The following is a 22,907-nucleotide window of genomic DNA, read 5'->3' on the forward strand; positions in this document are numbered from 1 at the left end:
CCCAGCAAGGGGCCGCACAGGCCGCCGGCGCTGGCGCCCGCGGCGATGAGCGCGAACAGCCGCTTGGCCGATTCCATGCGGAACACGTCGGCCATGAGGCTCCATCCCAGCGAGACGACGAACAGGTTGAACACCGATAGCCACACATAGAAAACCCGCGCGATCCACACGCTGTCGGGCCGGGCGTGCAGGGCGGCGCCGAAAGCCGCCATGGCCAGCGCGAAAATGCCGTAGATCCAGGTGAGCAGGCGCGCGCGGGGCGCCCGCGCCGAAAACCAGCCGAACAGCGGCACCACCGCGAGCGTGGCGGCGAAGGTGGCGGTGAAGAGCCACTGCAACTGGTCCACGCCCGCCTGGATGCCCAGGGTTTCGCGCAGCGGCCGCAACATGAAGTAGCCGCAGAACAGGAAGAAAAAGAACGCGAAGCCGCAGGTGGCGGGCGCGAGTTCCCCGCGTCCCAGTCCCAGCAGGCGTTCGGCGCGCGACGGTTCGGGCGCGGCGGGAGGCTCGTCCATGCGCCGGGGCCGTCAGGCGAACAGGGCCGCGATGCGTTCGCGCCCGGCCGCGCCGGGCAGCGGCCCGAAGCCGGCGCGAGCATTGTCCGCCATGTTGGCGGGCTTGGAGGTGGCGGGAATCGCGCAGGTGACGGCGGGGTGTGCCACGATGAATTTCAGGAAGAGCTGCGCCCAGGAGGCGCAATCGAATTCCGCGGCCCAGCCGGGCAGCGGCTTGCCGCGCACCTGGCGGAACAGCGCGCCGTCCTGGAAAGGGCGGTTGATCAGCACGGCCACGCCTTGCGCCAGGCAGGCGGGCAGCAGCCTGCGCTCGGCGCTGCGCGCGCCGACCGACAGGTTCACCTGCACGAAATCCGGTTTTTCGCGTTCCACCAGGGCGGTCAGTTCGTCATGCGCGTGGTCGGCATAGTGCGTGATTCCGATATAGCGCGTGACGCCCTGCCGCTTCAGCTCGCGCAGCAGGGCAAGCTGGTTGGCGGTGTCGATGAGGTTGTGGATCTGGATCAGGTCCAGCGTGTCGGCGCGCAGCGCGCGCCGCGATCCGGCGACCTGCTCCAGGGCGGCGTCCCGGCCTCTCGCGCCGATCTTGGTGGCGAGGAAGACGCGTCGGCGCCCCCCGGCGCGCTCCACCAGCGTTCCGGTCACGGCTTCCGCGCGGCCGTAGCTGGGCGCGGTGTCGATCAGTGTGCCGCCGGCCTGCAGCAGCGCGTCCAGCACCTGCGCCAGCGGCGCCATGGCCGCGGCGTCGTCCGGCGCGACATCGAAGGTGTCGGCGGTGCCCAGGCCGATCACGGGCAGGGCCTCGCCGGTTGAAGGGATCTTGCGCTGCAGCATGCCGTCCGGGGCGGCGGGAACAGGGGGGCTGGCCGCCGCCAGGGCGGCGCAGGCGGCGGCTTGCAGGAACTGGCGGCGGTCTGGCATGGGCGTTACTCCCGACGACGAAGCGGCCGCGCCGGCGTCGGCCGCACGGCCCGCGGATCCGGCTGGCGTTGCCTCCTTTTTACAGGCGCCGCGCCGGAAAGAAAAAGGGCCCGCATCGTCGCGGGCCCCTCATGCCTGGCTGTGCCGCTTATTCGCGGTCGCCGCCGAAAATGCCCAGCAGCATCAGCAGGTTGGAGAAAACGTTGTAGACGTCCAGGTAGATGGCCAGCGTGGCCGAGACGTAGTTGGTTTCGCCGCCGTTGACCACGCGCTGCAGGTCCACCAGCATGAAGGCCGAGAAGATGACGATGGCCAGGACGGAAATCGTCAGCATCAGGGCCGGCAGCTGCAGGAAGATGTTGGCCAGCGCGGCCACCAGGATGACCACCGCGCCGATGAACAGGAATTTCTGCAGGCTGGACAGGTCGCGCTTGATGGTGGTGGCCAGTGTGGCCATCGTGCCGAACACGATGGCGGTGCCGCCGAAGGCCGTCATGACGAGCTGCGAACCGTTGCCCATGCCCATCACGAAGCCCAGCAGGCGCGACAGCATGACGCCCATGAAGAAGGTGAACGCCAGCAGCAGCGCCACGCCCAGCGAGCTGTTCTTGTTTTTCTCGATGGCGAACATCAGGCCGAACGCGCCCACCAGGAACACGATGGCCGAAAGCCCCGGGCTCGCGCCCATGGCCTGGTTGATGCCGGTGTACAGGCCGACCGCCGCGCCGAGCACGGTGGGGACCAGCGACAGCGCCAAGAGCCAATAGGTGTTGCGCAGCACCTTGTTGCGCACGACCTCGCCCGGCGCGCCGGCGAGCGCGCCGGAACGGTTAAAAGGGGACGGACGATATTCGTTCATGGAGGACTCCTGTGTGCGGCAAGATGGGTATTGCCCGATAAGCTTAGATGCCAAGGATACCTTACAGTTCCCTTAATAATCCAGTGCCGCGCCAAATGGACGAGACGGGGACGAGGCGCGGGACGAAACGTGGCGAGGGCGCGCGGACGGCCTCAGCCCCGCCGGGTGCCCTGCATGACCCGCGCCACGATGGCGGGCAGTTCGGCGTCCATGCGGGCCTGGATCTGTTCGACCGCGTCGGCCAGCGCCTGTTGCATCAGGGCTTCGACCTCGGCCTGCAGGCGGGCCGCGAGCACGGAGGCGTCGGGCGGGGGGGCGACGGGTTCGGGCGCCGGCCGCGGGGCGGCGGACACCTGTTCGGTCAGCACGGGGAACGGATCGCCGGCGGCGCCGGCCGCGGGAGCAAGCGCCGGCTCGGCCCGCTCGGTGAGCGTGGGGATGCCGGCATCGTCGCGGTGTAGGGGCATGGTGGACCTCACGGTCGGGAAAAGACGCGGCGGGTGTCAGGGGGCGGACGCGCGGCGGGCCAGGTCGTGGCTGCGCGGGACGTGCCCCGCGCCCTGGTAGGCGCGCCAGCGCTGGCGCGCGGCCTGCCTGTCGTCGTGGTCGTCGGACACGATTTCCAGTACGCGCTCGAAAGCGTCGAAGCCGGGCGGGCAGCCGTCGTCCAGGTTGAGCAGCCAGGGCCGGGGAGCATCGCCGGGCGCGGCCTTGGCGGCCGCCTGCTGCGGGTCGGCGGCGGTGAGGACCACCGGCGTATCGGGCGCGAGCGGGTCGTTCGCCAGCACGTGCGGCACGAAAGAGGTGTCGTCAAACGCCCAGAGCATGCGGTCGAAGGCCGCCAGGCGGGAGCCGTCGCTGCAATACACCAGCAGCCGCTGGCCCGCCAGATAGCGCTTGCGCGCCACCTGGCAGGCCGTGCGCAGGCGCTCGGGCGCGCCGAAGGCGAAATCGATGCGCGTCATGCCCGGGCTCCGGCCTCGCGGTTCAAACCTGGTCCAGCAGGTACTGCATCAGGAGCGGCACGGGGCGGCCGGTGGCGCCCTTGTCCTTGCCGCCCTTCCAGGCGGTGCCCGCGATGTCCAGATGGGCCCAGCGGTACGCCTTGGCGAAGCGCGACAGGAAGCAGGCCGCCGTGACCGCGCCGGCCGGGGGGCCGCCGATATTGGCCATGTCGGCGAAGTTGGACTTGAGCTGCTCCTGGTAGGCATCGTCCAGCGGCATGCGCCACGCGGGGTCCAGCGACTGCCGGCCCGCGGACAGCAAGGCCTCGGCCAGCGCGTCGTCCTTGGTGAAAAGGCCCGAGTTGACGTGGCCCAGCGCCACCACGCAGGCGCCGGTGAGCGTGGCGATGTCGATCACGGCCGAGGGCTTGAAACGCTCGGCGTAGGTAAGGGCGTCGCACAGCACCAGGCGCCCTTCGGCGTCGGTGTTGAGGATTTCGATGGTCTGGCCCGACATGCTGGTGACCACGTCGCCCGGCTTGTTGGCCGTGCCGCTGGGCAGGTTCTCGCAGGCCGGGATGAGGCCCACCACGTCCAGCGGCAGGTTCAGCTCGGCCAGGGCGCGGAAGGCGCCCAGCACGCTGGCGGCGCCGCACATGTCGTACTTCATTTCGTCCATGGTGGCGGCCGGCTTGAGCGAGATGCCGCCGGCATCGAAGGTGATGCCCTTGCCGACCAGCACTACCGGGCCCTGCGCGCCCTTGCCGCTCTTCTTGGCGGGAGCGCCGGCGTGGCGCAGCACGATGAAGCGCAGGGCTTCGTCCGAGCCCTTGGCCACCGAGAGGAACGAGCCCATGCCCAGCGCCTCGACCTTCTTGCGGTCCATGACCTCGACCTTGATCGACTTGAATTCGCGGGCCAGGCGCTTGGCGGTTTCGCCCAGGTAGGTGGGCGTGCACAGGTTGCCGGGCAGGTTGCCCAGGGTGCGGGTGAGCGCCATGCCGTTGGCGATGGCCGCGCCTTCGCGCAGGCCGCGCTGGGCCTGGGCGGCCTCGGCGCGTTCGACGATCTGCACGATTTTCTTCAGCTTGGGGCGGGCGTCGCGGTCGGGCTTGCCGAAGGTTTCGTCGTAATGGTAGGAGGCGGCGCCGGCCGCGACGGCGGCGCTGCGCGCGCGGGCCGCGAGCGGCACGCCTTCGATGGGGTTGGCGGCCAGCGTGGACACGCCCTCGGCGAGCTGCGCGGCCACGCAGGCGGAGGCGAAGGCCTGTTCGGCCGAGGCGTGCGCACGGGCCGAATACTCGTCCTGCTTGCCCAGGCCGACCAGCACCACGCGCTGGGCGCTCACGCCCGGCAGGTTGCGCAGCACCAGCGTGGCGCCGGCGCGCCCGCGGAACTCGGCCTTGACCACGGCGCGCACGGCGCCGTTGCTGGCGCGGTCGATCAGGTCGGCGGCCGGCGAGAGCACGCTGTCCGCATAGATGCCGATGCCCAGCGCGGCGGTTTTGATTTGGTGCAGGGAAGCGGTGGTCTGTGTGCTAAATTCCATGAGGGTTTCCCGTGTGCGTCTGTTTCTCAACGTGGCGGTCGGCTCATTATCCCGCATATTCTCCCATGTCTCTATTCAAGCGCTCTGTCGTCAGCGAGATCACCAGTCACGCTGGTGTGGTCTTCTCCACCCTCATCGTCGTATGGCTCAGCGTGCTGCTGGTGCGCCTGCTCGGCGAAGCGGCGGGGGGCAACATCGGGGCGGACGTCGTCGTGGTGCTGGCCGCGCTGTCCACCATCACCGCGCTGCCGACCATTCTGGCCGTGTCGATCTTCATCGCGGTGCTGACCACGGTGACGCGCAATTACCGCGAGTCCGAAATGGTGGTGTGGTTCGCCAGCGGGTTGTCGCTGGCGGACTGGCTGCGCCCGGTGCTGCGCGTGGCGGTGCCGGTGGCGCTCGCGGTGTCGGCGCTGACCTTGGTCGCCTCGCCCTGGGCCTACCGCCAGATCGGCGAATACCGCGAACGCTTCGAGCAGCGCTCAGACCTGGCCAAGGTTACCGCGGGCCAGTTCGCCGAATCCAGCGGCGGCAAGCGCGTGTTCTTCGCCGAGAATCCCGAGCGGCCCACCGACGAACTGGGCAATGTGTTCGCGCGCGAGATCGGGCCCGAGTGGCTGAGCGTGCTGACCGCGGCCAGCGCGCACACCGAAACCAAGCCCAATGGCGACCGCTTCCTGGTGCTGGGCGAAGGGCACCGCTACGACCTGAAGCCCGGTACGCCCGAGATCCGGCTGGTGCATTTCGAGAAATACGGCATCCGCCTGGAGAGCAAGTCCGGCGGCGATCCCGTGGCCGAAGCCCGCGCCGCGGCGGAGCGATCGTCCAAGGCGCGCTCCACGGGGCAGCTCATCGCCGACAACACCAACAGCAGCTGGTCGCAGGTAATGTGGCGCCTGGCGCTGCCGCTGGCCGCCCTGAACCTGGCGCTGCTCGCCATTCCGCTGGGGGCGGTCAATCCGCGCCTGGGCCGTTCGGGCGATCTGCTCATCGCCGGCCTGGTGGGCCTGCTCTACATGAATCTCATCAATCTCTCGCGCGCCTGGATTTCCAACGGCAAGCTCAGCTTCGGCGTGGGCGTCTGGCTGATCCACGGCATCGTCGCGGCGCTCACCGCCTTCCTGCTCATGCGCCGCCTGCGCGTGAAAGCCCCGCGCAATCAGAACGGCTGAGTGCGCGCCAGGCGCAACCCGCAATGAACGGCGGCATGCGGCCCACGGCCGGGCCGCCCCGGCGGGGCGCGGCCCGGCCGTCAGGCGCCGGCTCCCGCGCGGCCTACGGCAGGTATTTCATCCTGCCCTTGCGGCCCGAAAGCAGGTCTTTGTTGCGCAGCACCGATTTGCGGATGAATTCCCACAGCGCATGCACGCGCTTGAGTTTGCGCAGGTCTTCGTGGCAGTACATCCAGAACGAGCGGGTGATCTCCACCTCGTTTTCCAGCACGGGCGCCAGCCGCGGGTCTTGCGCGGCGATGAAGCACGGCAGGATGGCCAGCGATTGGCCCTGCAGGGCCGCGTGGTATTGCGCCACCACGCTGGTGCTGCGCAGCACCACCTTGCTGGCGGGCAGCAGGTCTTCGAGATAGCGCAGGCGCTCGCTGAAGAGCAGCTCGTCCACATAGCCGATGAAGGTGTGCGAGGACAGGTCCTCGCGCGAACGTATGGGTTCGTGGCGCGCCAGGTAGCCGGGCGTGCCGTACAGGCGCAGCGTGTAGTCGCAGAGCTTGCTGCACACATAGGGCCCGCGCTGCGGCCGCTCGATGGTGATGGCCAGGTCGGCCTCGCGCTTGGAGAGGCTGACAAAGCGCGGCACGGGCAGGATGTCCAGCGTGATGTGCGGATAGCGGCGCTGGAAGTCGGCCGCCAGCGGCGTCAGCACATAGCTGCCGAAGCCTTCGGTGGCGCCGATGCGCAGGTGCCCGGACAGGGCCTGGCCGATGCCGGACAGGTTTTCGCGCGCGGTGTGGACCGCGCTTTCCATCTGCTCGGCGTGCACGAAGAGGCGCTGCCCGTCGTCGGTGAGCACGAAGCCGGCGCTGCGCGATTTCTCGAAAAGCAGGGTGTCCAGCTCGGCTTCCAGGGCGCGGATGCGCCGCGACACGGTGGTGTGCTCCACCCCCAGGCGGCGGGCGGCTGCGCTGGCGCGCTGGGTGCGCGCCACCTCCAGGAAATACCTCAGGCTGTCCCAATCGAGCACGTTTTCCCCGCGGTTTCGGTATGTGCATGAATGCACAAGGAATGTGCATTTCTGGTGTTGCTTGTTGATTTTCACACATCTACACTGGACCGGCAGCTCCCGGGCGCATTCCGGAGAGCGGTAGGCCGCAAAGACGGCGCCACAACGCATAACACTCAGGAGACAAATCCATGAAACTGCACGCACGCGGGCTGGCCGCAGGCTTGTGTCTGGGCGCCGTTCTGGGCGCTTCCGCGCAGGCCGCCGACAAGCCTCCGGTGAAGATCGGCATTTTGACGGACATGTCGGGCACGTATGCCGCCATGGGGGGAGCGGGCTCGGTGGCGGCGGCGCAGCTGGCCATCGACGATTGCCTGGCGGCCGAGTGCAAGGGCATGAAAATCGAGCTGGTGTCCGCGGACAACCAGAACAAGGCCGACGTGGGCGCGGCCCGCGCGCGCGAATGGTTCGACCGCGACGGCGTGACGGCCATCGCCGACCTGACCAATTCCGCGGTGGCACTAGCGGTGCAGGGCATTGCGCGCGAGAAGAACAAGGTGGTGATGTTTTCCGGGCCGGCCACCACGGCGCTCACCAACAAGGATTGCTCGCCGGTGGGTTTCCACTGGATGTTCGACACGTATTCGCAGTCCGCGGGCGGCGCCAAGGCCACGGTGAGGTCGGGCGGCAAGTCCTGGTTCTTCATCACAGTGGACTATGCGTTCGGCCATTCGCTGGAGGCCGATACCGCCAAGGCCGTGCGCGCGCTGGGCGGCACGGTGGCGGGCAGCGTGCGGCATCCGCTGAACGCTCCCGATTTCGCTTCCTATCTGCTGCAGGCGCAGAGTTCCAAGGCGCAGGTGGTGGCGCTGGCCAACGGCGGCCAGGACACGGTCAACGCGGTCAAGCAGGCGCGCGAATTCGGCATCGTGGCGGGCGGCCAGCGGCTGGTGTCGCTGTTGATCTTCCTGTCCGACCTGCGGGCGCTGGGGCTGGAGAACGCGCAGGGGCTGTCGTATGTCGACGGTTTCTACTGGGACTATGACGACGCCACGCGCCGGTGGTCGTCCCGCTTCGAGAAGGCGTTCCGCGGCCTGAAGCCCACCATGACGCAGGCGGGCGTGTATTCCAGCGTGCTGCACTACCTGCGTGCCGTGGCCGCCACCGGCAGCACCGACGGCAAGACCGTGGCCGACAAGATGCGCGAGCTGCCCATCAAGGACCCCATCATGCGCAACGCGTCCATCCGCCCCGACGGCCGCGTGATTCACGATATGTATCTCTATGAGGTGAAAAAGCCCGGCGAATCCAAGGGCGGCTGGGATTACTCCAAGCTGGTGGCCACGATTCCCGCCGCCGAGGCTTTCCAGCCGCTGGCGGATTCGACGTGCCCGCTGGTCAAGAAGTAGGAGCCGAAACGGGAGCCGGCCGCGCCGGCCGGCTCCGTGCATTCATGAACGCGGATCCGTCCGCATCGACACAGGCAGTGTGAGGAGCATCAAATGAGCGAAGTCCCCCGCGTTCCGCTATTGATCGGCGGCAAGCTGGTCCAATCCAAAACCACCGAGTGGCGCGACGTGATCAATCCCGCCACGCAGGAAGTCGTGGCCAAGGTTCCGTTCGCGACGCGCGAAGAGCTGGACCTGGCCGTTTCCAACGCCAAGGAAGCCTACAAGACCTGGCGCAACGCCGGGCAGGGCGCCCGCATGCGCGTCATGCTCAAGTTCCAGGAGCTGCTGCGCGCCAACACGGCCAAGCTGGCCGAGATGATCACCCGCGAGCACGGCAAGACGCTGCCCGACGCCGAAGGCGAGGTGGGCCGGGGCCTGGAAGTGGTGGAGCACGCGTGCTCCATCGCCAACCTGCAACTGGGCGAGTACGCAGAGAACGCGGCGTCCGGCATCGACGTCTATACCCTGATCCAGCCGCTGGGCGTGTGCGCCGGCATCACGGCTTTCAATTTCCCCGTGATGCTGCCGTGCTTCATGTTCCCCATCGCAGTGTCCTGCGGCAACACCTTCGTGCTCAAGCCCTCGGAGCAGGATCCCTCATCGTCGCTGTTCCTCGCCCAGCTCGCGCTGGAAGCCGGCCTGCCGCCGGGCGTGCTGAATGTGGTGCATGGCGGGCCCGAGATCGCCAACGGCCTGTGCGAGCATCCGGACATCAAGGCGGTGTCCTTCATCGGCTCCACGCGCGTAGGCACCGAGATCTACCACCGCGCGTCGGCGGCCGGCAAGCGCTGCCAATCCATGATGGGCGCCAAGAACCACTGCGTGATCCTGCCCGACGCCGATCCGGACGTGGCGCTCAACCAGCTTGTGGGCGCCGCCTTCGGCGCCGCCGGCCAGCGCTGCATGGCGGCTTCGGTGGCGGTCCTGGTGGGCGAGGCCCGCAACTGGCTGCCCGATTTCGTCGAGCGCGCCAGGAAGCTCAAGGTCAATGTCGGCACCGACCGCGAGGCCGACCTGGGCCCGCTGGTGTCGCCCAACGCGAAGAAGCGCGTCGAGAGCCTGATCCAGAAGGGCGTGGACGAAGGCGCCCGGCTGCTGCTGGACGGCCGCAACATCAAGGTGGCGGGCTTCGAGCAGGGCAATTTCGTGGGGCCGACGGTTTTCGACGGCGTGACGGAAAACATGACCATCTACACCGAGGAAATCTTCGGGCCGGTGCTGTCGGTGGTGGGCGTGGAAACGCTGGAGGAAGCGGTGGCGTTCATCAACCGCAATCCCAACGGCAACGGGGTGGCGCTCTTCACGCAGGACGGGGGCGCGGCGCGTTACTTCCAGAACAACATCGACGTGGGCCAGGTGGGCATCAACATTCCCATTCCGGTGCCCGTGGCCTGGTTCAGCTTCACGGGCTCGCGCGGTTCCAAGCTGGGCGACCTCGGGCCCAACGGCAAGCAGGCGGTGCAGTTCTGGACCCAGACCAAGACGGTCACGGCGCGCTGGTCGTCCCACGGCAAGAGCGTCAACACCACCATCACCATGCGTTGAAACAGGGACGCCTTGCAATTAAGCTTATGCAAATAAGTAATATTGAAAGGCTTTCTTATTACTTATAATTGGCCCCTTGTTACCAGGGGCCAATCAATGAACCTCCAGCAATTTCGCTTCGTGCGAGAGACCATCCGGCGCGACTTCAACCTTACCGAAGCCGCCCGGATGCTCTATACCTCCCAGCCCGGGGTGTCCAAGGCCATCATCGAGTTCGAGGACGAGCTCGGCATCAAGATCTTCGAGCGCCACGGCAAGCGCATCAAGGGCCTGACCAAGCCGGGACTGGCGGTGTCCCAGGTCATCGACCGCATCATGCGCGAGGTCGACAATCTCAAGAAAGTCAGCGACGAATTCGCCCGGCGCGACGAGGGCGGGCTGGTCATCGCCTGCACGCACACGCAGGCGCGCTACCTGCTGCCGCGCGTGATTCCGGCGTTCCGCCAGCAGTTTCCCAAGGTGCACCTGTCGCTCGCGGAGGGCAGTCCCGCCCAGCTCGCCGAAATGGTGCTGCATGAGCAGGCGGACCTGGCGCTGGCCACGGAATCCCTGGCGCTCACGCCGGGCCTGGCCACGCTGCCCGTCTATGCCTGGGAGCACACGGTGGTGGTGCGCCCCGACCATCCGCTGGCCGAGCTGACATCCAGCGCCGCGCGCCAGATTTCCCTGGAACAGCTGGCGGAATATCCCATCGTGACCTACGACCGCGCCTTTACCGGCCGCACGACCATCGACGAGGTGTTCGCCAACCAGGGCGTGCATCCCGACATCGTCCTGGAAGCCATCGACGCCGACGTCATCAAGACGTACGTGGACGTGGGGCTGGGCATCGGCATCATCGCCGGCGTGGCCTACGATCCGCGCCGCGACGCCAACCTCGTGGGGCTGCCCGTGGGGCATCTGTTCGGCACCCACACCACGCGGGTGGGCGTGAAGGCGGGCGTATTTCTGCGCGACTACGTCTATACCTTCCTGGAGATGCTGGCCCCCTCGCTGACCCGCGCGGTCGTCACCGAGGCGGTGCAGGGCACGCCCAGATAGGACAGGCCCCGGCGGCATCGATTTCCCTGGCGGGGCGCGCAAGCGCCCCTTTTTTTCGCTCTGCAGCAAGACATGGGGCTATGCGGTGGAGCGGGCTCATAAAAACAATTAAATAAGAATGTCTCTCATTTGAGTTGACTAAAAAATGGGAATCATTATCATTACATCCAGACTCAACGACCCAGTGAGGTTCATCATGACGGCAGGACTGAGTGCAGTGATCGTCGGCGCGGATCGCCTCGGCAACATTCCCGACCTACTCAAAGGTCACAACATCTCCATCACGCACCACATCAGCGGGCGCGACCCCTCCCACCAGAAAAAGACGCTCCAACTGCCCTCGGGCACGCAGCTCGTCATTCTCCTCACCGATTTCCTCGGCCACAACGTCATGAAGACCTTCCGCAACGCCGCGCAGCGCGGCGGCATCCGGGTCGTGGCGTGTCGCCGTTCCGTATGCAGCATGCAGCAGGCCCTGAAACAATGCGGCCTGTGCTCCATGCACTGAGCGCGCCGCCGGCACAAAGAAAACTGGGGAGGCCGCAAGGCCCGCGGGTCGCGGTTTGCGCGGATCGCGAAGAGAGAATCGAAAAGCCGCCAGACTGGAACAGTCTGGCGGCTTTTTGGTTATCGTGGTCCGGAGCGCGGCCGGCGCGCAGGCGTGTGCGGCTCGGCGCGTCAGTTGGCGGCGGCGCGGGCGGAGGCCAGCAGGCTGTTGTCCAGGCGGCGCGCGCCGTTGTAGCGTTTGCTCCAGTAGGCCATGTTCATGTTCTCGACCCGCACCACGCCGCCGGCGCTGGGAGAGTGAACGAAGCGATCGTCGCCCAGGTAGATGCCCACGTGCGAGTAGCGGCGGCCCATGGTGTTGAAGAAGACCAGGTCGCCGGCCTTGAGCTCGTTCTTGCGGACCGAGATACCCTGCTGGGCGATGTCGGCGGCGCTGCGCGGCAGTTTCAGGCCCAGCGAGCGCTCGGCGGAATAGGCCACCAGGCCGCTGCAGTCGAAGCCGGTATCGGGGCTGTTGCCGCCGAAGCGGTAGCGGATGCCCAGGTAGTTGAGCGCTTCGCTTACGAGGGGATTGTCGCTGCCGACGCCCGATTGCACCTGGCGGCGGTCGCGCTTGAATTTCTGCACCACCAGCATGCCGATGGGGTCATCGGCGGTGGCGATCCATTCGGAATCGTAGGGGTCGGTATCGGACGAATAGGCGGTTGACTTTTGCTGAGTGCTTGCGCAACCGGCCATGACTCCCAAACACGCCATCAACGCCAGCAAGCGCGCGCCGCGGCTTGCCTGGCCGAAGATACATGCAGATAGCGCGCGTTTGGAGTGTCGATGCATTCGCCTGGGATGACTCGCCGGAAATATCGAAAACGCAGGGAAACCCCCCGTTCTTGACCGATCTTCCAACAAGACCAACGGATATGTGTACAACTTCGCGGGGATTCTACCAAACTTTAATGACCGGTACGCTATGGTAACCAGCCACTTCGCCCGCGGGGCGTCAGGTCGGGCAGAATGTCTTGATATACGGCAAGACTCATGCAAGGTTCGCCTTCCACAATGGCCGAAAAAAATTACAAAACCACGCAATCAGCCATATGGCGTAGGGAAGATAACAGGAGACAGGCATGCAAAAAACCCGGGATTTCCATTACCGCTCGGTCCATGACCGCGACGCCTTCTGGCGCGAGGAGGCCAGCCGCATCCACTGGGAGACGCCGTTCGAGTCGGTGCTCGACTTCTCGCGCCCGCCGTTCGCCAAGTGGTTCGTGGGCGGGCGCACCAATCTCTGCTACAACGCCGTCGACCGATGGCTGCCCACCCAGGCCGACCAGCCCGCCCTGATCTGGGTCTCCACCGAGGTGGAGCGCGAGCGCAGCTACACGCGCCAGGAGGTCTACGAGGAAGTGAACGCGGCGGCCGCGATGCTCAAGGAGCTGGGCGTGGCGCGCGGCGACCGTGTGCTGCTCTATATGCCCATGGTGCCCGAGGCCGTTTTCACCATGCTGGCGTGTGCGCGCATCGGCGCGGTGCATTCGGTGGTGTTCGGCGGCTTTGCCTCGGTGAACCTGGCGCAGCGCATCGACGATGCCGCGCCCAAGGTGGTGGTGTGTACGGACGGCGGCTCGCGCGCGGGCAAGGCGGTTCCGTACAAGCCGCTGTTGGACCGGGCGCTGCAACTGTGCAAGGCGCCGCCCGCCTCGGTGGTGGTATTCGACCGCGGGCTGGCGCCCTTCGAGCCGGTGGCCGGGCGCGACCTGGACTACGCCACGCTGCGCGCGCGCCACCAGGGCGCCCGCGTGCCGGTGCAGTGGCTGGAATCCTCCGAGCCCAGCTACATCCTCTACACGTCCGGCACCACCGGCAAACCCAAGGGCGTGCAGCGCGACACGGGCGGCTACGCGGTGGCGCTGGCCTCGTCCATGGAATACATTTTCGACGGCAAGCCGGGCGACACCTTTTTCTGCACCAGCGACATCGGCTGGGTGGTGGGGCATTCCTACATCGTGTATGGGCCGCTCATCGGCGGGCAGGCCACCGTGCTCTACGAGGGCACGCCGGTGCGGCCCGACGGCGCCATCCTGTGGCGGCTGGTCGAGGAGCACGGCGTCAATACGCTGTTCTCGGCGCCCACGGCGGTGCGCGTGCTCAAGCGGCAGGACCCGGCGCTGTTGAAGAAGCACGACCTGTCCACGCTGCGCGCCGTCTACCTGGCCGGCGAGCCGCTGGACGAGCCCACGGCCCAGTGGATTTCGCAGGGGCTGGGCAAGCCCATCATCGACAACTACTGGCAGACGGAGTCCGGCTGGCCGATACTCTCGGCGCAGCCCGGCGTGGAGAAAGCGCCCACGCGCTTCGGCAGCCCCTCGTTTCCGGTGTATGGCTTCGACGTGCGCATCGTCAGCGAAACCACCGGCCAGGACCTGGGTCCGGACACCAAGGGCGTGGTGGCGATCGAGCCGCCGCTGCCGCCGGGCGCCATGTCCACCATCTGGGGCGACGATGAGCGCTTCGTGCAGACCTATTTCACGTCCATCCCCGGACGCCAGGTGTATTCCACCTTCGACTGGGGGCTGGTGGACCAGGACGGGTATTGGTTCATCCTGGGGCGCACCGACGACGTCATCAACGTGGCAGGGCATCGCCTGGGCACCCGCGAGATCGAGGAGTCCGTCAACAGCCACGGCGGCGTGGCCGAATGCGCCGTGGTGGGCGTGGCCGATCCGCTCAAGGGGCAGGTCGCCATGGCGTTCGCGGTGCTGAAAAATCCCGCGGGGGCGGACACCGAGGAGGGCGCGCGCGCCCTCGAAGGCGATATCATGCGGCTGGTGGAAGAACAGCTCGGCGCCGTGGCGCGCCCCGCGCGGATCCGCTTCGTGGGCGCCTTGCCCAAGACGCGCTCCGGCAAGGTGCTGCGACGGGCCATCGTCGCGGTCTGCGAAGGGCGCGATCCGGGCGACCTGACCACCATCGAAGACCCAACCGCCCTGGAACAAATCAAGGAATCGCTGCAATGAAGACCAAACCGGTGCTGAGCGCCGACGATGTGAAGAAGATCCTGGCCGCGGCCGAGGCCCACGCCACCAAGAACAAGTGGGCCGTCGCGATCGCCGTCGTGGACGACGGCGGCCATCTGCTGGGCATGCTGCGCCTGGACGAGGCCGCGCCCGTTTCCTCGCACATCGCTCCCGCCAAGGCCCGCACCGCGGCCCTCGGGCGCCGCGAATCGCGCGCGTACGAGGAAATAATCAACAACGGCCGCTATTCCTTCCTGTCGGCGCCGACCCTGGAAGGCATGCTGGAAGGCGGCGTGCCGGTGGTGGCCGACGGGCAGGTCGTGGGCGCGGTGGGCGTTTCGGGCGTGAAGTCGTCCGAAGACGCCGAAATCGCGCGGGCCGGCATCGCAGCGCTGGGCCTGTGAGCGCAGCGCCGCGCAACGGCGCGCCGGAGGACACGCCCGCGGGCGGGCCTTCCGGCGCGCCGGACGCCCCGGGGCGCGGGGAAGACGACAGCCCGCTCAACCCCGGCGTCGCCAAGCGCGAAGTCTGGGCCTGGGCCATGTACGACTTCGCCAATTCGGGCTATACCACCGTCATTCTCACGGCGGTGTTCAGCACCTACTTCGTCGGCGTGGTGGGGGGCAGCGCGCCCTGGGCCACGCTGGCCTGGACGGCGGCCCTGTCGCTGTCCTACCTGGCCATCATGCTGACCATGCCCGCGCTGGGCGCGCGCGCCGACGCCCCGCGCCGGCAAGCGGCGGCTGCTCTTCACCAGTACCGCGGGCTGCGTGGCCGCCACCCTGGTCCTGACCCAGGCCGGGCCGGGCGACGTCTGGCTGGCGCTGGCGGCGGTGGCCGTTTCCAACTACTGCTATTGCGTGGGCGAATCCGTGGTGGCGGCCTTCCTGCCGGAACTGGCCCGGCCGCAGGCCCTGGGCCGGGTGTCGGGCTGGGGCTGGAGCTTCGGCTACTGCGGCGGCATGCTCACGCTGGGCCTGTCGCTGGTAGTGGCCACGCGCGCCGAAAGCCGCGGCCTGGCGGCCCAGCAGTTCGTGCCCTGGATCGTCGTCGTGACCTGCGCGGTGTTCGCGGCGGCGGCGCTGCCCTCGTTCCTGCTGCTGCGCGAGCGGGCCGTTCCGCGTCCCCAGCCCCAGGCCATGGACCTGCTGCGGCGGCTGGCCTACGCCTGGCGCGAAACGGGTACGCATTTCCCGGAGTTCCGCCGCCTGCTGATGTGCATCGCCTGCTACCAGGCCGGCATTTCCGTGGTCATCACGCTGGCAGCGGTGTACGCGTCCGAGGTCATGGGGTTCACCACGCCCCGCATCATGCTGCTGGTGTTCACGGTGAACATCGCGGCCGCGACGGGCGCATTCTGCTTCGGCTACGTGCAGGACCGCATCGGCCACCGGCGCGCGCTGGCCATCACGCTGTCGGGCTGGATCGCCATGGTGCTGGTGGCCTACGCGGCGACCACCGCTCCGGTTTTCTGGATCGCCGCCACGCTGGCCGGCCTGTGCATGGGCACGACGCAGAGCGCGGGGCGGGCCATGGCGGGGGCGCTGGCCCCGCCGCGCCGGCTGGCGGAATTCTTTTCGCTGTGGACCTTCGCCGTGCAACTGGCGGCGGTGGTCGGCCCCATTACCTACGGCCTGGTGACCTGGGCCACCGAGGGCAACCACCGGCTCGCCATTCTGGTGACGGGCCTGTTTTTCGTGGGCGGCCTGGCGCTGCTGGCGCGCGTGGACATGAAGGCCGGCCTGGCGCGCCGCGATACGCACGCCTGATCCGGCCCGCCTGCCGGGCCGGCGGCTGCTATCCTTATGGCATGCCAGCGCGGCGGCCCGCCAGCCGCCGCGCGACACGTTTCGCGCTTGCGCCGTTCTGCTTGTGTCTGCCGCTCGCATTTTTGCGTAAGGTGCCCGTAAGAGCGTGGCGATACGGTTGCCATTGGAAAAATAGCTGCATACACAAAATCAACCGATTGGAGACAACATCATGTCCAAGGCCATTGAATCCGTCCTGGTGGAAACCCGCGTTTTCCCGCCGCCCGCCCGCGCGGTCGAAGGCGCGGCGATTTCCGGCATGGATGCCTACCGCGCGCTGTGTGCGCAGGTCGAACAGGATTTCGAGGGATTCTGGGCGGGCCTGGCCCGTGACAACCTGCAATGGACCAAGCCCTTCACGCAGGTGCTCGACGAATCCGACGCGCCCTTCTACCGCTGGTTCGGCGATGGCGAGCTCAACGTCTCGGCCAATTGCCTGGACGTGCACCTGAAAAACGGCAACGCCGACAAGACCGCCATCATCTTCGAGGCCGACGACGGCAAGGTCGAGCGCGTCACCTACCGCGAGCTGCTGGCCCGCGTGTGCCGCTTCGCCAACGGCATCGCCAAGCTCGGCTACAAGAAGGGCGATCGCGCCATCATCTACATGCCCATGTCCATCGAGGCCGTGGTCGCCATGCAGGCCTGCGCCCGGCTGGGCGTGACGCATTCGGTGGTGTTCGGCGGCTTTTCGGCCAAGAGCCTGCAGGAGCGCGTGGTCGACGTGGGCGCCTCGCTCATCATCACGGCCGACGAGCAGGTCCGCGGCGGCAAGGTCATCCCGCTCAAGCCCGCGGTGGAGGAAGCCATCGCCATGGGCGGCTGCGAGGCCGTGTCCAAGGTCATCGTGTACCGCCGCACGGGCGGCAAGGTGCAGTGGGTCGAGGGCCGCGACCTCTGGATGCACGACGTGGAAGCCGGCCAGCCCGACACCTGCGAGCCGGTGCCCGTCAACGCCGAGCACCCGCTCTTCATCCTCTACACCTCCGGTTCCACCGGCCGGCCCAAGGGCGTGCAGCACGCGTCGGCCGGCTACCTGCTGTGGGCGCTGCTGACGGTCAAATGGACCTTCGACGCGCGCCCCGAGGACGTGTACTGGTGCACGGCCGACGTGGGCTGGGTCACGGGCCATACCTACATCACCTATGGTCCGCTGGCCGCCGGCCTGACGCAGATCGTGTTCGAGGGCGTGCCCACCTACCCGAACGCCGGCCGCTTCTGGGACATGATCGCGCGCCACAAGGTCACCACCTTCTACACCGCGCCCACCGCCATCCGTTCGCTCATCAAGGCGTCCGAGGCCACGCCCGAGCGCATCCGCGCAACTACGACCTGGACAGCCTGCGCATCCTAGGCACGGTGGGCGAGCCCATCAACCCCGAGGCCTGGATGTGGTACCACAAGAACGTGGGCCGCGAGCGCTGCCCCATCGTGGACACGTGGTGGCAGACCGAGACCGGCGGCCACATGATCACGCCGCTGCCGGGCGCCACGCCCACCAAGCCGGGTTCCTGCACGCTGCCGCTGCCGGGCATCGCCGCGGCCATCGTGGACGAAACCGGGGCCGACGTGGAACAGGGCAACGGCGGCTTCCTGGTCATCAAGCGCCCGTGGCCCGCCATGATCCGCAACATCTGGGGCGATCCGGAGCGTTTCAAGAAGAGTTATTTCCCGCCGGAGCTGCGCGGCTATTACCTGGCGGGCGACGGCGCGCAGCGCGACGCCGACGGCTATTTCTGGATCATGGGCCGCATCGACGACGTGCTGAATGTGTCCGGCCACCGCCTGGGCACCATGGAAGTCGAGTCGGCGCTGGTGGCGCACGAGCTGGTGGCCGAGGCGGCCGTGGTGGGGCGTCCCGACGACACCACCGGCGAGGCCGTGGTGGCCTTCGTGGTGCTCAAGGGCGCGCGCCCCGAGGGCGAGCAGGCCCAGGCCGTGGCCAAGCAGTTGCGCGACTGGGTGGCCCGCGAAATCGGGCCGATCGCCAAGCCCAAGGACATCCGGTTCGGCGACAACCTGCCCAAGACGCGGTCGGGCAAGATCATGCGCCGGCTGCTGCGCGTGGTGGCCAAGGGCGAGGAGATCACCCAGGACGTGTCCACGCTGGAGAACCCGGCCATTCTCGACCAGCTTTCCAAGTCGCTGTGAGCTCCCGCGCCGTGTCCGCGACACGGACGCGGCCGCCCGCGCCGGCCCGNGCTCGAGCTGCCCGCGGTACAAGGCCACGCTGCGCGCGACGCGCTCCGGCACGGCGGCGCCATGCTGGCGGCCGCGTTCGTAGGGACTGCCCTGGACGTCGACCAGGGGAAAGGGGGTAGGCAGGGTCACGCGATTGCTCCGAACAAGATGGCGAAATTTTGTACTAACATAGATAAAAGTTCAATATCAGGGTTTCCCCTGGGCGGCGTGCGCCGCGCCCGCCCTCCGTTACCATTGCCCCTTTCCGCAAGACACCGCGCGCCCGACCCATGCCCCCAGCCGCCGCTTTCCGCCCCACGCCCCTGCAAGTCGACCTGGCCCGCCAGATCGCGCGCGACATCGTGGGCGGGCGCCATCGGCCCGGCGAGCATCTTTCGGAAGAAACGCTGGCGGCCTCGTACGGCGTGTCTCGCACGCCGGTGCGTGGCGCGCTGCGGCTGCTCGCGGGCCAGGGCCTCATCCGCCATCGCCCCAACAGCGGCTACACGGTGGCCGAGCACGTCGCCGGTCAGCCGCCCGCCATCGAGGGCGCCGGCCCTACGCAGGAAGAGCTGTACCGCCGCCTCATCGACGACCGCGCCAGCCGCAGCCTGCCGGAAACTTTTACCGAGCGCGAACTGATCCAGCGCTACGACGCGCCGCGCAGCGTGCTGAACAAGACGCTGCTGCGGCTCTCGGCCGACGGGCTGATCGAAAAGCGCAAGGGCCACGGCTGGCAGTTCGCGCCTTCGCTGGAAAGCCCCGAGGCGCTGGCCGAAAGCTACCGCTTCCGCATGACGGTGGAATGCGCCGGGCTGCTGGAGCCGGGCTTCCATGCCGACCGCGACGCCCTGGCGCGCATGCGCGCGGCCCACGAAGCCCTGATCGCGCGGCCCGACGCCGAGATATCCGCCACCGAATTCTTCGCGCTGAACGCCTCGTTCCACGAGATGCTGGCGCGCTTCTCGGGCAACCGCTACATCCTGCAGGCCGTGCAGCAGCAGAATCAGCTGCGGCGCCTGGAAGAGCACGCCGCCTTTTACCGCGACGCCCGCTTCGTCAGCTCCAGCCGCGAGCACCTGCAGATCATCGAGGCGGTCGAGGCCGGCGACCTGGAATGGGCCTCTCAGCTCATGCGCCGCCACCTGAAGACCTCGCTGCAGGCATCCTGAGCCCCCTGCTTCCCCCGCGCCTCCGCGCCTCCGCCGCCGGCGGCCGCGTGCGCACGCGGGTTCGCGGCACGCCCTGGGTTTTCCATATTGTATTTATAATTCGTTTAATACAAAATGAAGAACCTCTTGGCCTTTCCGCAGGTTACCCATGCCCTCTACCGCCGTTTCCGAAATCCATCCCGACGCCTACTGGATGCCCTTTACCGCCAACCGCCGTTATAAGCGGGCGCCGGTGCTGTTCAGCGCCGCCGAAGGCATGCATTACATCCGGCCCGACGGCTCACGCGTGCTCGACGGCATTGCGGGCCTGTGGTGCGTCAACGCGGGACACCGGCGTCCGGAAATCGTCGATGCCATCTCACGCACCGCGCACGACCTGGACTACGCCCCCTCGTTCCAGATGAGCCACCCGCTGGCCTTCGAACTCGCCCAGGCGCTGTGCGACGAAGCCCCGGAGGGCTTCACCCAGGTGTTCTTCTCGAATTCGGGATCGGAAGCCGTGGACACGGCGCTGAAAATCGCGCTGGGCTACCATCGCGCGCGCGGCGAAGGCCAGCGCGTGCGCCTCATCGGGCGCGAGCGCTCATACCACGGCGTGGGCTTCGGCGGCCTGTCGGTTTCCGGCATCGGCGGCCACCGCAAACCGTTCGGCAACCTGCTTCCCTACGTGGACCACCTGCCGCACACCTACGACCGCGACCAGATGGCCTATTCCCGCGGCCAGCCCGGCTGGGGCGCCCACCTGGCCGATGCGCTGGAACGCATCGTGGCGCTGCACGACGCCTCCACCATCGCCGCCGTCATCGTGGAGCCTGTGGCCGGATCCACCGGGCTGCTGGTGCCGCCCGAGGGCTATCTGCGGAAACTGCGGCAGATCTGCGATGCCTACGGCATCCTGCTCATCTTCGACGAAGTCATCTGCGCATTCGGCCGCATCGACGGCGCCTTCGCCTCTTCGTATTTCGGCGTCACGCCGGACATCATCACCAGCGCCAAGGGGCTAACCAACGGCGCCATCCCCATGGGCGCGACCCTGGTGCGCAAGCCTGTCTACGAAGCCTTCATGCAGGGGCCCGAAAGCGCCATCGAACTGTCGCACGGCTATACCTATTCGGGTCATCCGGTGGCGTGCGCGGCGGGCCTGGCGACGCTGGACATCTTCCGCCGCGAGGGCCTGTTCGGCCGCGCCCGCGCGCTGTGGCCCTATTGGGAAGACGCGGCCCACAGCCTGAAGGGCCTGCCGCACGTGGTGGACATCCGCAACATCGGCCTGCTGGCGGCCATCGAGCTGGCGCCGCAGGACGGCAAGCCCGGACAGCGCGCCTACGCCGCGCACCGCGCCTGCCTGGAGCGCGGCTGCCTGATCCGCTCGGCCGGCGACACCATGTTGCTGTCGCCGCCCCTCGTCATCGAGAAGGCGCAGATCGACGAGCTGTTCGGCGTGCTGGCCGACGTGCTGCGCGCCCAGCCCTGAGGCGCGGCTACTGCGCCAGGTGGCCGGCCACTGCCTGCGCCACACGCCGGACGTCCTCGGCGGAGACGTCCAGGTGGGTCACCAGCCGCGTCGGCCCGCCGTAGACGGCGCGCACCAGTATGCCCTGCCGCCGCAGCGCGTCTTCCAGGCCCGCGCTGCGCGCGCGGTCGAATTCGGCAAACACCATGTTCGTGTCCTGCGCATGCACCCGCACGCCCTCGATGCCGCGCAGCCCCTCGGCCAGCGCGCGCGCGTTTTCGTGATCCTGCGCCAGGCGGTCCACATGGTGCGCGAGCGCATGCAGGCAGGCCGCGGCCAGCACGCCCGACTGGCGCATGCCGCCGCCCAGCATCTTGCGCCAGCGATGCGCGCGCCCGATGAGTTCTTCGCTGCCCACCAGCACCGAGCCCACGGGCGCGCCCAGCCCCTTGGAAAAGCAGATGGAAACCGTGTCGAAAGGCTCGCACAGCTCGGCCAGCGGCAGGCCGCTGGCCACGGCGGCATTGAATACGCGCGCGCCGTCCAGATGGGTGGACAGGCCTTCCGCGCGCGCCCAGCCCGTGGCCGCCCTCACGTAGTCCTGCGGGATGACTTTGCCGTGGAACGTGTTTTCCAGGGCCAGCAGCTTCGTGCGCGCGTAATGGGGATCGTTGCGGGGCTTGAGCGCGGCGGCCAGCCTGTCCAGCGGCAGCGTGCCGTCGGCCGCGTGCTCGATGGGCTGCGGCTGGATGCTGCCCAGCACCGCCGCGCCGCCGCCCTCGTATTTGTAGGTGTGGGCGAGCTGGCCGACGAGGTATTCGTCGCCCCGCGCGCAATGCGCCATCAGGGCGGCAAGGTTGCTCTGCGTGCCGGACGGAAAGAACAGGCCGGCCTGCTTGCCGGCGCGTTCGGCCACCGCGCGCTGCAGCTCGGCGACGCTGGGGTCGTCGCCCATCACGTCGTCGCCCACGGGCGCCGTGGCCATGGCCTCGCGCATGGCCGCGGTGGGGCGCGTTACGGTGTCGCTGCGCAGGTCGATCATGGAATTTCCTTGTAAGACCGGGGAGGAAAAAGCAGGTTCAGGCGGCGCGTCGGGCCGGCCCCGCGCGGCTGACGACCCAGATGCCCGCCAGGATGAGGCCCATGCCGGCCAGCTCGACCAGGGTGGGCCTTTCGGAAAGAATGGCCCAGGCCAGCAGCATGGCGGTAACCGGCACGCCCAGGCTGGACAGGCCGGCGATCGAGGCCGGCACGCGCCGCACCACTTCGAGCCAGAGCAGCCAGCCCGCCGCGGTGGCGATGAGAATGATGTAGGTCATGCCCGCCGCCAGCGGCCAGCCCCAATGCGCGGGCTCCTGCGGCACCAGGTAGGCCACCGGCACCATGACCAGCCCGCCGAACAGCATCTGCCAGGCCGTGAACGTCATGATGTCGGGCGCGTGGCGGTCGAACATACGCTTGGAGAGCACCGTGCCCACGCCCCAGCAGAAGCCGCTGCCCAGGCCCAGCAGCACGGGCTTGACATCGCCCATGCCGCCCCAGGGCTCGATGAAGCAGATCAGGCCCGCCGCCGCCAGCGCGATGCCCGCGGCATGGCGCGTGCCGGGCTTCTCGCCCAGCAGCCCCCAGGCCAGCAGCACCACCCAGAAAGGCATGGTGTAGGCCATCAGCGAAACCTTGCCGACGCCGCCCGACACCAGGGCGCTCTGGACGAAACCCTGGAAACCGGCCGTCTGCGTCAGGCCGATGAGCAGCGTCAGCCCGAAGGGCGG

Annotated in this window: 18 protein-coding genes and 3 pseudogenes; 11 read left to right on the forward strand and 10 right to left on the reverse strand. The window is 68.1% G+C overall.

Annotated elements, in window-relative coordinates:
* The 6 genes and pseudogenes from AD428_RS08205 to AD428_RS08230 all read right to left on the reverse strand — a co-directional run.
* Positions 1–515 (reverse strand): annotated as a pseudogene (locus AD428_RS08205) (MFS transporter); the annotation flags it as partial.
* Positions 516–527: 12 nt separating this feature from the next.
* A complete protein-coding gene (locus AD428_RS08210) occupies positions 528–1,436 on the reverse strand; it encodes an aldo/keto reductase (RefSeq protein ID WP_053244818.1) in 909 nt (302 codons plus the stop codon).
* Positions 1,437–1,584: 148 nt separating this feature from the next.
* On the reverse strand, positions 1,585–2,295 hold the full coding sequence (locus tag AD428_RS08215) for a Bax inhibitor-1/YccA family protein (protein WP_053244819.1): 711 nt from the start codon (positions 2,293–2,295) through the stop codon (positions 1,585–1,587).
* Between the two features lie 152 nt (positions 2,296–2,447).
* Positions 2,448–2,762 (reverse strand): hypothetical protein, encoded by a 315-nt coding sequence (locus tag AD428_RS08220; protein WP_053244820.1) that lies wholly within the window; start codon positions 2,760–2,762, stop codon positions 2,448–2,450.
* 36 nt (positions 2,763–2,798) lie between these two features.
* Positions 2,799–3,260 carry a DNA polymerase III subunit chi gene (locus AD428_RS08225; protein ID WP_053244821.1) on the reverse strand — a complete coding sequence of 154 codons (462 nt, stop codon included), beginning with the start codon at positions 3,258–3,260 and terminating at the stop codon, positions 2,799–2,801.
* Between the two features lie 22 nt (positions 3,261–3,282).
* On the reverse strand, positions 3,283–4,788 hold the full coding sequence (locus AD428_RS08230; protein ID WP_053244822.1) for a leucyl aminopeptidase: 1,506 nt from the start codon (positions 4,786–4,788) through the stop codon (positions 3,283–3,285).
* A 65-nt stretch (positions 4,789–4,853) separates the two neighbouring features.
* Here AD428_RS08230 and lptF point away from each other — a divergent pair, with 65 nt between their 5' ends.
* On the forward strand, positions 4,854–5,960 hold the full coding sequence (gene lptF, locus AD428_RS08235) for an LPS export ABC transporter permease LptF (RefSeq protein ID WP_053244823.1): 1,107 nt from the start codon (positions 4,854–4,856) through the stop codon (positions 5,958–5,960).
* Between the two features lie 103 nt (positions 5,961–6,063).
* On the opposite strand, the gene AD428_RS08240 is transcribed toward lptF, so the two are convergent.
* Entirely contained in the window at positions 6,064–6,984 is a 921-nt protein-coding gene (locus AD428_RS08240) for a LysR family transcriptional regulator (protein ID WP_053244834.1), read from the reverse strand.
* Between the two features lie 170 nt (positions 6,985–7,154).
* Here AD428_RS08240 and AD428_RS08245 point away from each other — a divergent pair, with 170 nt between their 5' ends.
* The 4 genes from AD428_RS08245 (at position 7,155) to AD428_RS08260 (ending at position 11,508) form a co-directional block, all read left to right on the forward strand.
* Positions 7,155–8,372 (forward strand): ABC transporter substrate-binding protein, encoded by a 1,218-nt coding sequence (locus AD428_RS08245; RefSeq protein WP_053244824.1) that lies wholly within the window; start codon positions 7,155–7,157, stop codon positions 8,370–8,372.
* Between the two features lie 93 nt (positions 8,373–8,465).
* Complete coding sequence (locus AD428_RS08250; RefSeq protein WP_053244825.1) at positions 8,466–9,959, forward strand: CoA-acylating methylmalonate-semialdehyde dehydrogenase; 1,494 nt, start codon at positions 8,466–8,468, stop codon at positions 9,957–9,959.
* Positions 9,960–10,055: 96 nt separating this feature from the next.
* Positions 10,056–11,000: a CysB family HTH-type transcriptional regulator gene (locus AD428_RS08255; protein ID WP_053244826.1), complete on the forward strand. Its 945-nt coding sequence runs from the start codon at positions 10,056–10,058 to the stop codon at positions 10,998–11,000.
* A gap of 196 nt (positions 11,001–11,196) precedes the next feature.
* Positions 11,197–11,508, forward strand: coding sequence for a DUF2325 domain-containing protein (locus tag AD428_RS08260; RefSeq protein WP_053244835.1), 312 nt, complete (start codon positions 11,197–11,199; stop codon positions 11,506–11,508).
* A 170-nt stretch (positions 11,509–11,678) separates the two neighbouring features.
* On the opposite strand, the gene AD428_RS08265 is transcribed toward AD428_RS08260, so the two are convergent.
* Entirely contained in the window at positions 11,679–12,341 is a 663-nt protein-coding gene (locus tag AD428_RS08265) for a C40 family peptidase (protein ID WP_053244827.1), read from the reverse strand.
* A gap of 290 nt (positions 12,342–12,631) precedes the next feature.
* Between AD428_RS08265 and AD428_RS08270 the strand changes: the two genes are divergently transcribed.
* From AD428_RS08270 to AD428_RS08295, 6 genes and pseudogenes are all read left to right on the forward strand, one after another.
* On the forward strand, positions 12,632–14,521 hold the full coding sequence (locus AD428_RS08270; RefSeq protein ID WP_053244828.1) for a propionate--CoA ligase: 1,890 nt from the start codon (positions 12,632–12,634) through the stop codon (positions 14,519–14,521).
* Positions 14,518–14,925 (forward strand): heme-binding protein, encoded by a 408-nt coding sequence (locus AD428_RS08275; protein WP_053244829.1) that lies wholly within the window; start codon positions 14,518–14,520, stop codon positions 14,923–14,925. The genes AD428_RS08270 and AD428_RS08275 overlap by 4 nt, the downstream gene beginning before the upstream one ends.
* Before the next feature lie 137 nt (positions 14,926–15,062).
* Positions 15,063–16,290, forward strand: a pseudogene (locus tag AD428_RS08280) (MFS transporter).
* Positions 16,291–16,501: 211 nt separating this feature from the next.
* A pseudogene (gene acs / locus AD428_RS08285) lies at positions 16,502–18,480 on the forward strand (acetate--CoA ligase).
* Between the two features lie 320 nt (positions 18,481–18,800).
* Positions 18,801–19,682: a GntR family transcriptional regulator gene (locus AD428_RS08290; protein ID WP_053244830.1), complete on the forward strand. Its 882-nt coding sequence runs from the start codon at positions 18,801–18,803 to the stop codon at positions 19,680–19,682.
* 148 nt (positions 19,683–19,830) lie between these two features.
* Complete coding sequence (locus AD428_RS08295) at positions 19,831–21,156, forward strand: aspartate aminotransferase family protein (RefSeq protein ID WP_053244831.1); 1,326 nt, start codon at positions 19,831–19,833, stop codon at positions 21,154–21,156.
* Between the two features lie 7 nt (positions 21,157–21,163).
* On the opposite strand, the gene ltaE is transcribed toward AD428_RS08295, so the two are convergent.
* Together ltaE and AD428_RS08305 are read right to left on the reverse strand one after the other, a co-directional pair.
* Complete coding sequence (gene ltaE, locus AD428_RS08300) at positions 21,164–22,177, reverse strand: low-specificity L-threonine aldolase (protein WP_053244832.1); 1,014 nt, start codon at positions 22,175–22,177, stop codon at positions 21,164–21,166.
* Between the two features lie 37 nt (positions 22,178–22,214).
* On the reverse strand, positions 22,215–22,907 hold a 693-nt coding region (locus AD428_RS08305; RefSeq protein WP_053244833.1), incomplete at its 5' end, for a DMT family transporter.

This window comes from Achromobacter sp. DMS1, assembly GCF_001270295.1.

Coding starts and splice junctions, on each gene's coding strand:
- AD428_RS08210 (WP_053244818.1), bottom strand. CDS start 1,436: ATGCCAGACCGCCGCCAGTTCCTGCAAGCCGCCGCCTGCGCCGCCCTG.
- AD428_RS08215 (WP_053244819.1), bottom strand. CDS start 2,295: ATGAACGAATATCGTCCGTCCCCTTTTAACCGTTCCGGCGCGCTCGCC.
- AD428_RS08220 (WP_053244820.1), bottom strand. CDS start 2,762: ATGCCCCTACACCGCGACGATGCCGGCATCCCCACGCTCACCGAGCGG.
- AD428_RS08225 (WP_053244821.1), bottom strand. CDS start 3,260: ATGACGCGCATCGATTTCGCCTTCGGCGCGCCCGAGCGCCTGCGCACG.
- AD428_RS08230 (WP_053244822.1), bottom strand. CDS start 4,788: ATGGAATTTAGCACACAGACCACCGCTTCCCTGCACCAAATCAAAACC.
- lptF (WP_053244823.1), top strand. CDS start 4,854: ATGTCTCTATTCAAGCGCTCTGTCGTCAGCGAGATCACCAGTCACGCT.
- AD428_RS08245 (WP_053244824.1), top strand. CDS start 7,155: ATGAAACTGCACGCACGCGGGCTGGCCGCAGGCTTGTGTCTGGGCGCC.
- AD428_RS08250 (WP_053244825.1), top strand. CDS start 8,466: ATGAGCGAAGTCCCCCGCGTTCCGCTATTGATCGGCGGCAAGCTGGTC.
- AD428_RS08255 (WP_053244826.1), top strand. CDS start 10,056: ATGAACCTCCAGCAATTTCGCTTCGTGCGAGAGACCATCCGGCGCGAC.
- AD428_RS08260 (WP_053244835.1), top strand. CDS start 11,197: ATGACGGCAGGACTGAGTGCAGTGATCGTCGGCGCGGATCGCCTCGGC.
- AD428_RS08265 (WP_053244827.1), bottom strand. CDS start 12,341: ATGCATCGACACTCCAAACGCGCGCTATCTGCATGTATCTTCGGCCAG.
- AD428_RS08270 (WP_053244828.1), top strand. CDS start 12,632: ATGCAAAAAACCCGGGATTTCCATTACCGCTCGGTCCATGACCGCGAC.
- AD428_RS08275 (WP_053244829.1), top strand. CDS start 14,518: ATGAAGACCAAACCGGTGCTGAGCGCCGACGATGTGAAGAAGATCCTG.
- AD428_RS08290 (WP_053244830.1), top strand. CDS start 18,801: ATGCCCCCAGCCGCCGCTTTCCGCCCCACGCCCCTGCAAGTCGACCTG.
- AD428_RS08295 (WP_053244831.1), top strand. CDS start 19,831: ATGCCCTCTACCGCCGTTTCCGAAATCCATCCCGACGCCTACTGGATG.
- ltaE (WP_053244832.1), bottom strand. CDS start 22,177: ATGATCGACCTGCGCAGCGACACCGTAACGCGCCCCACCGCGGCCATG.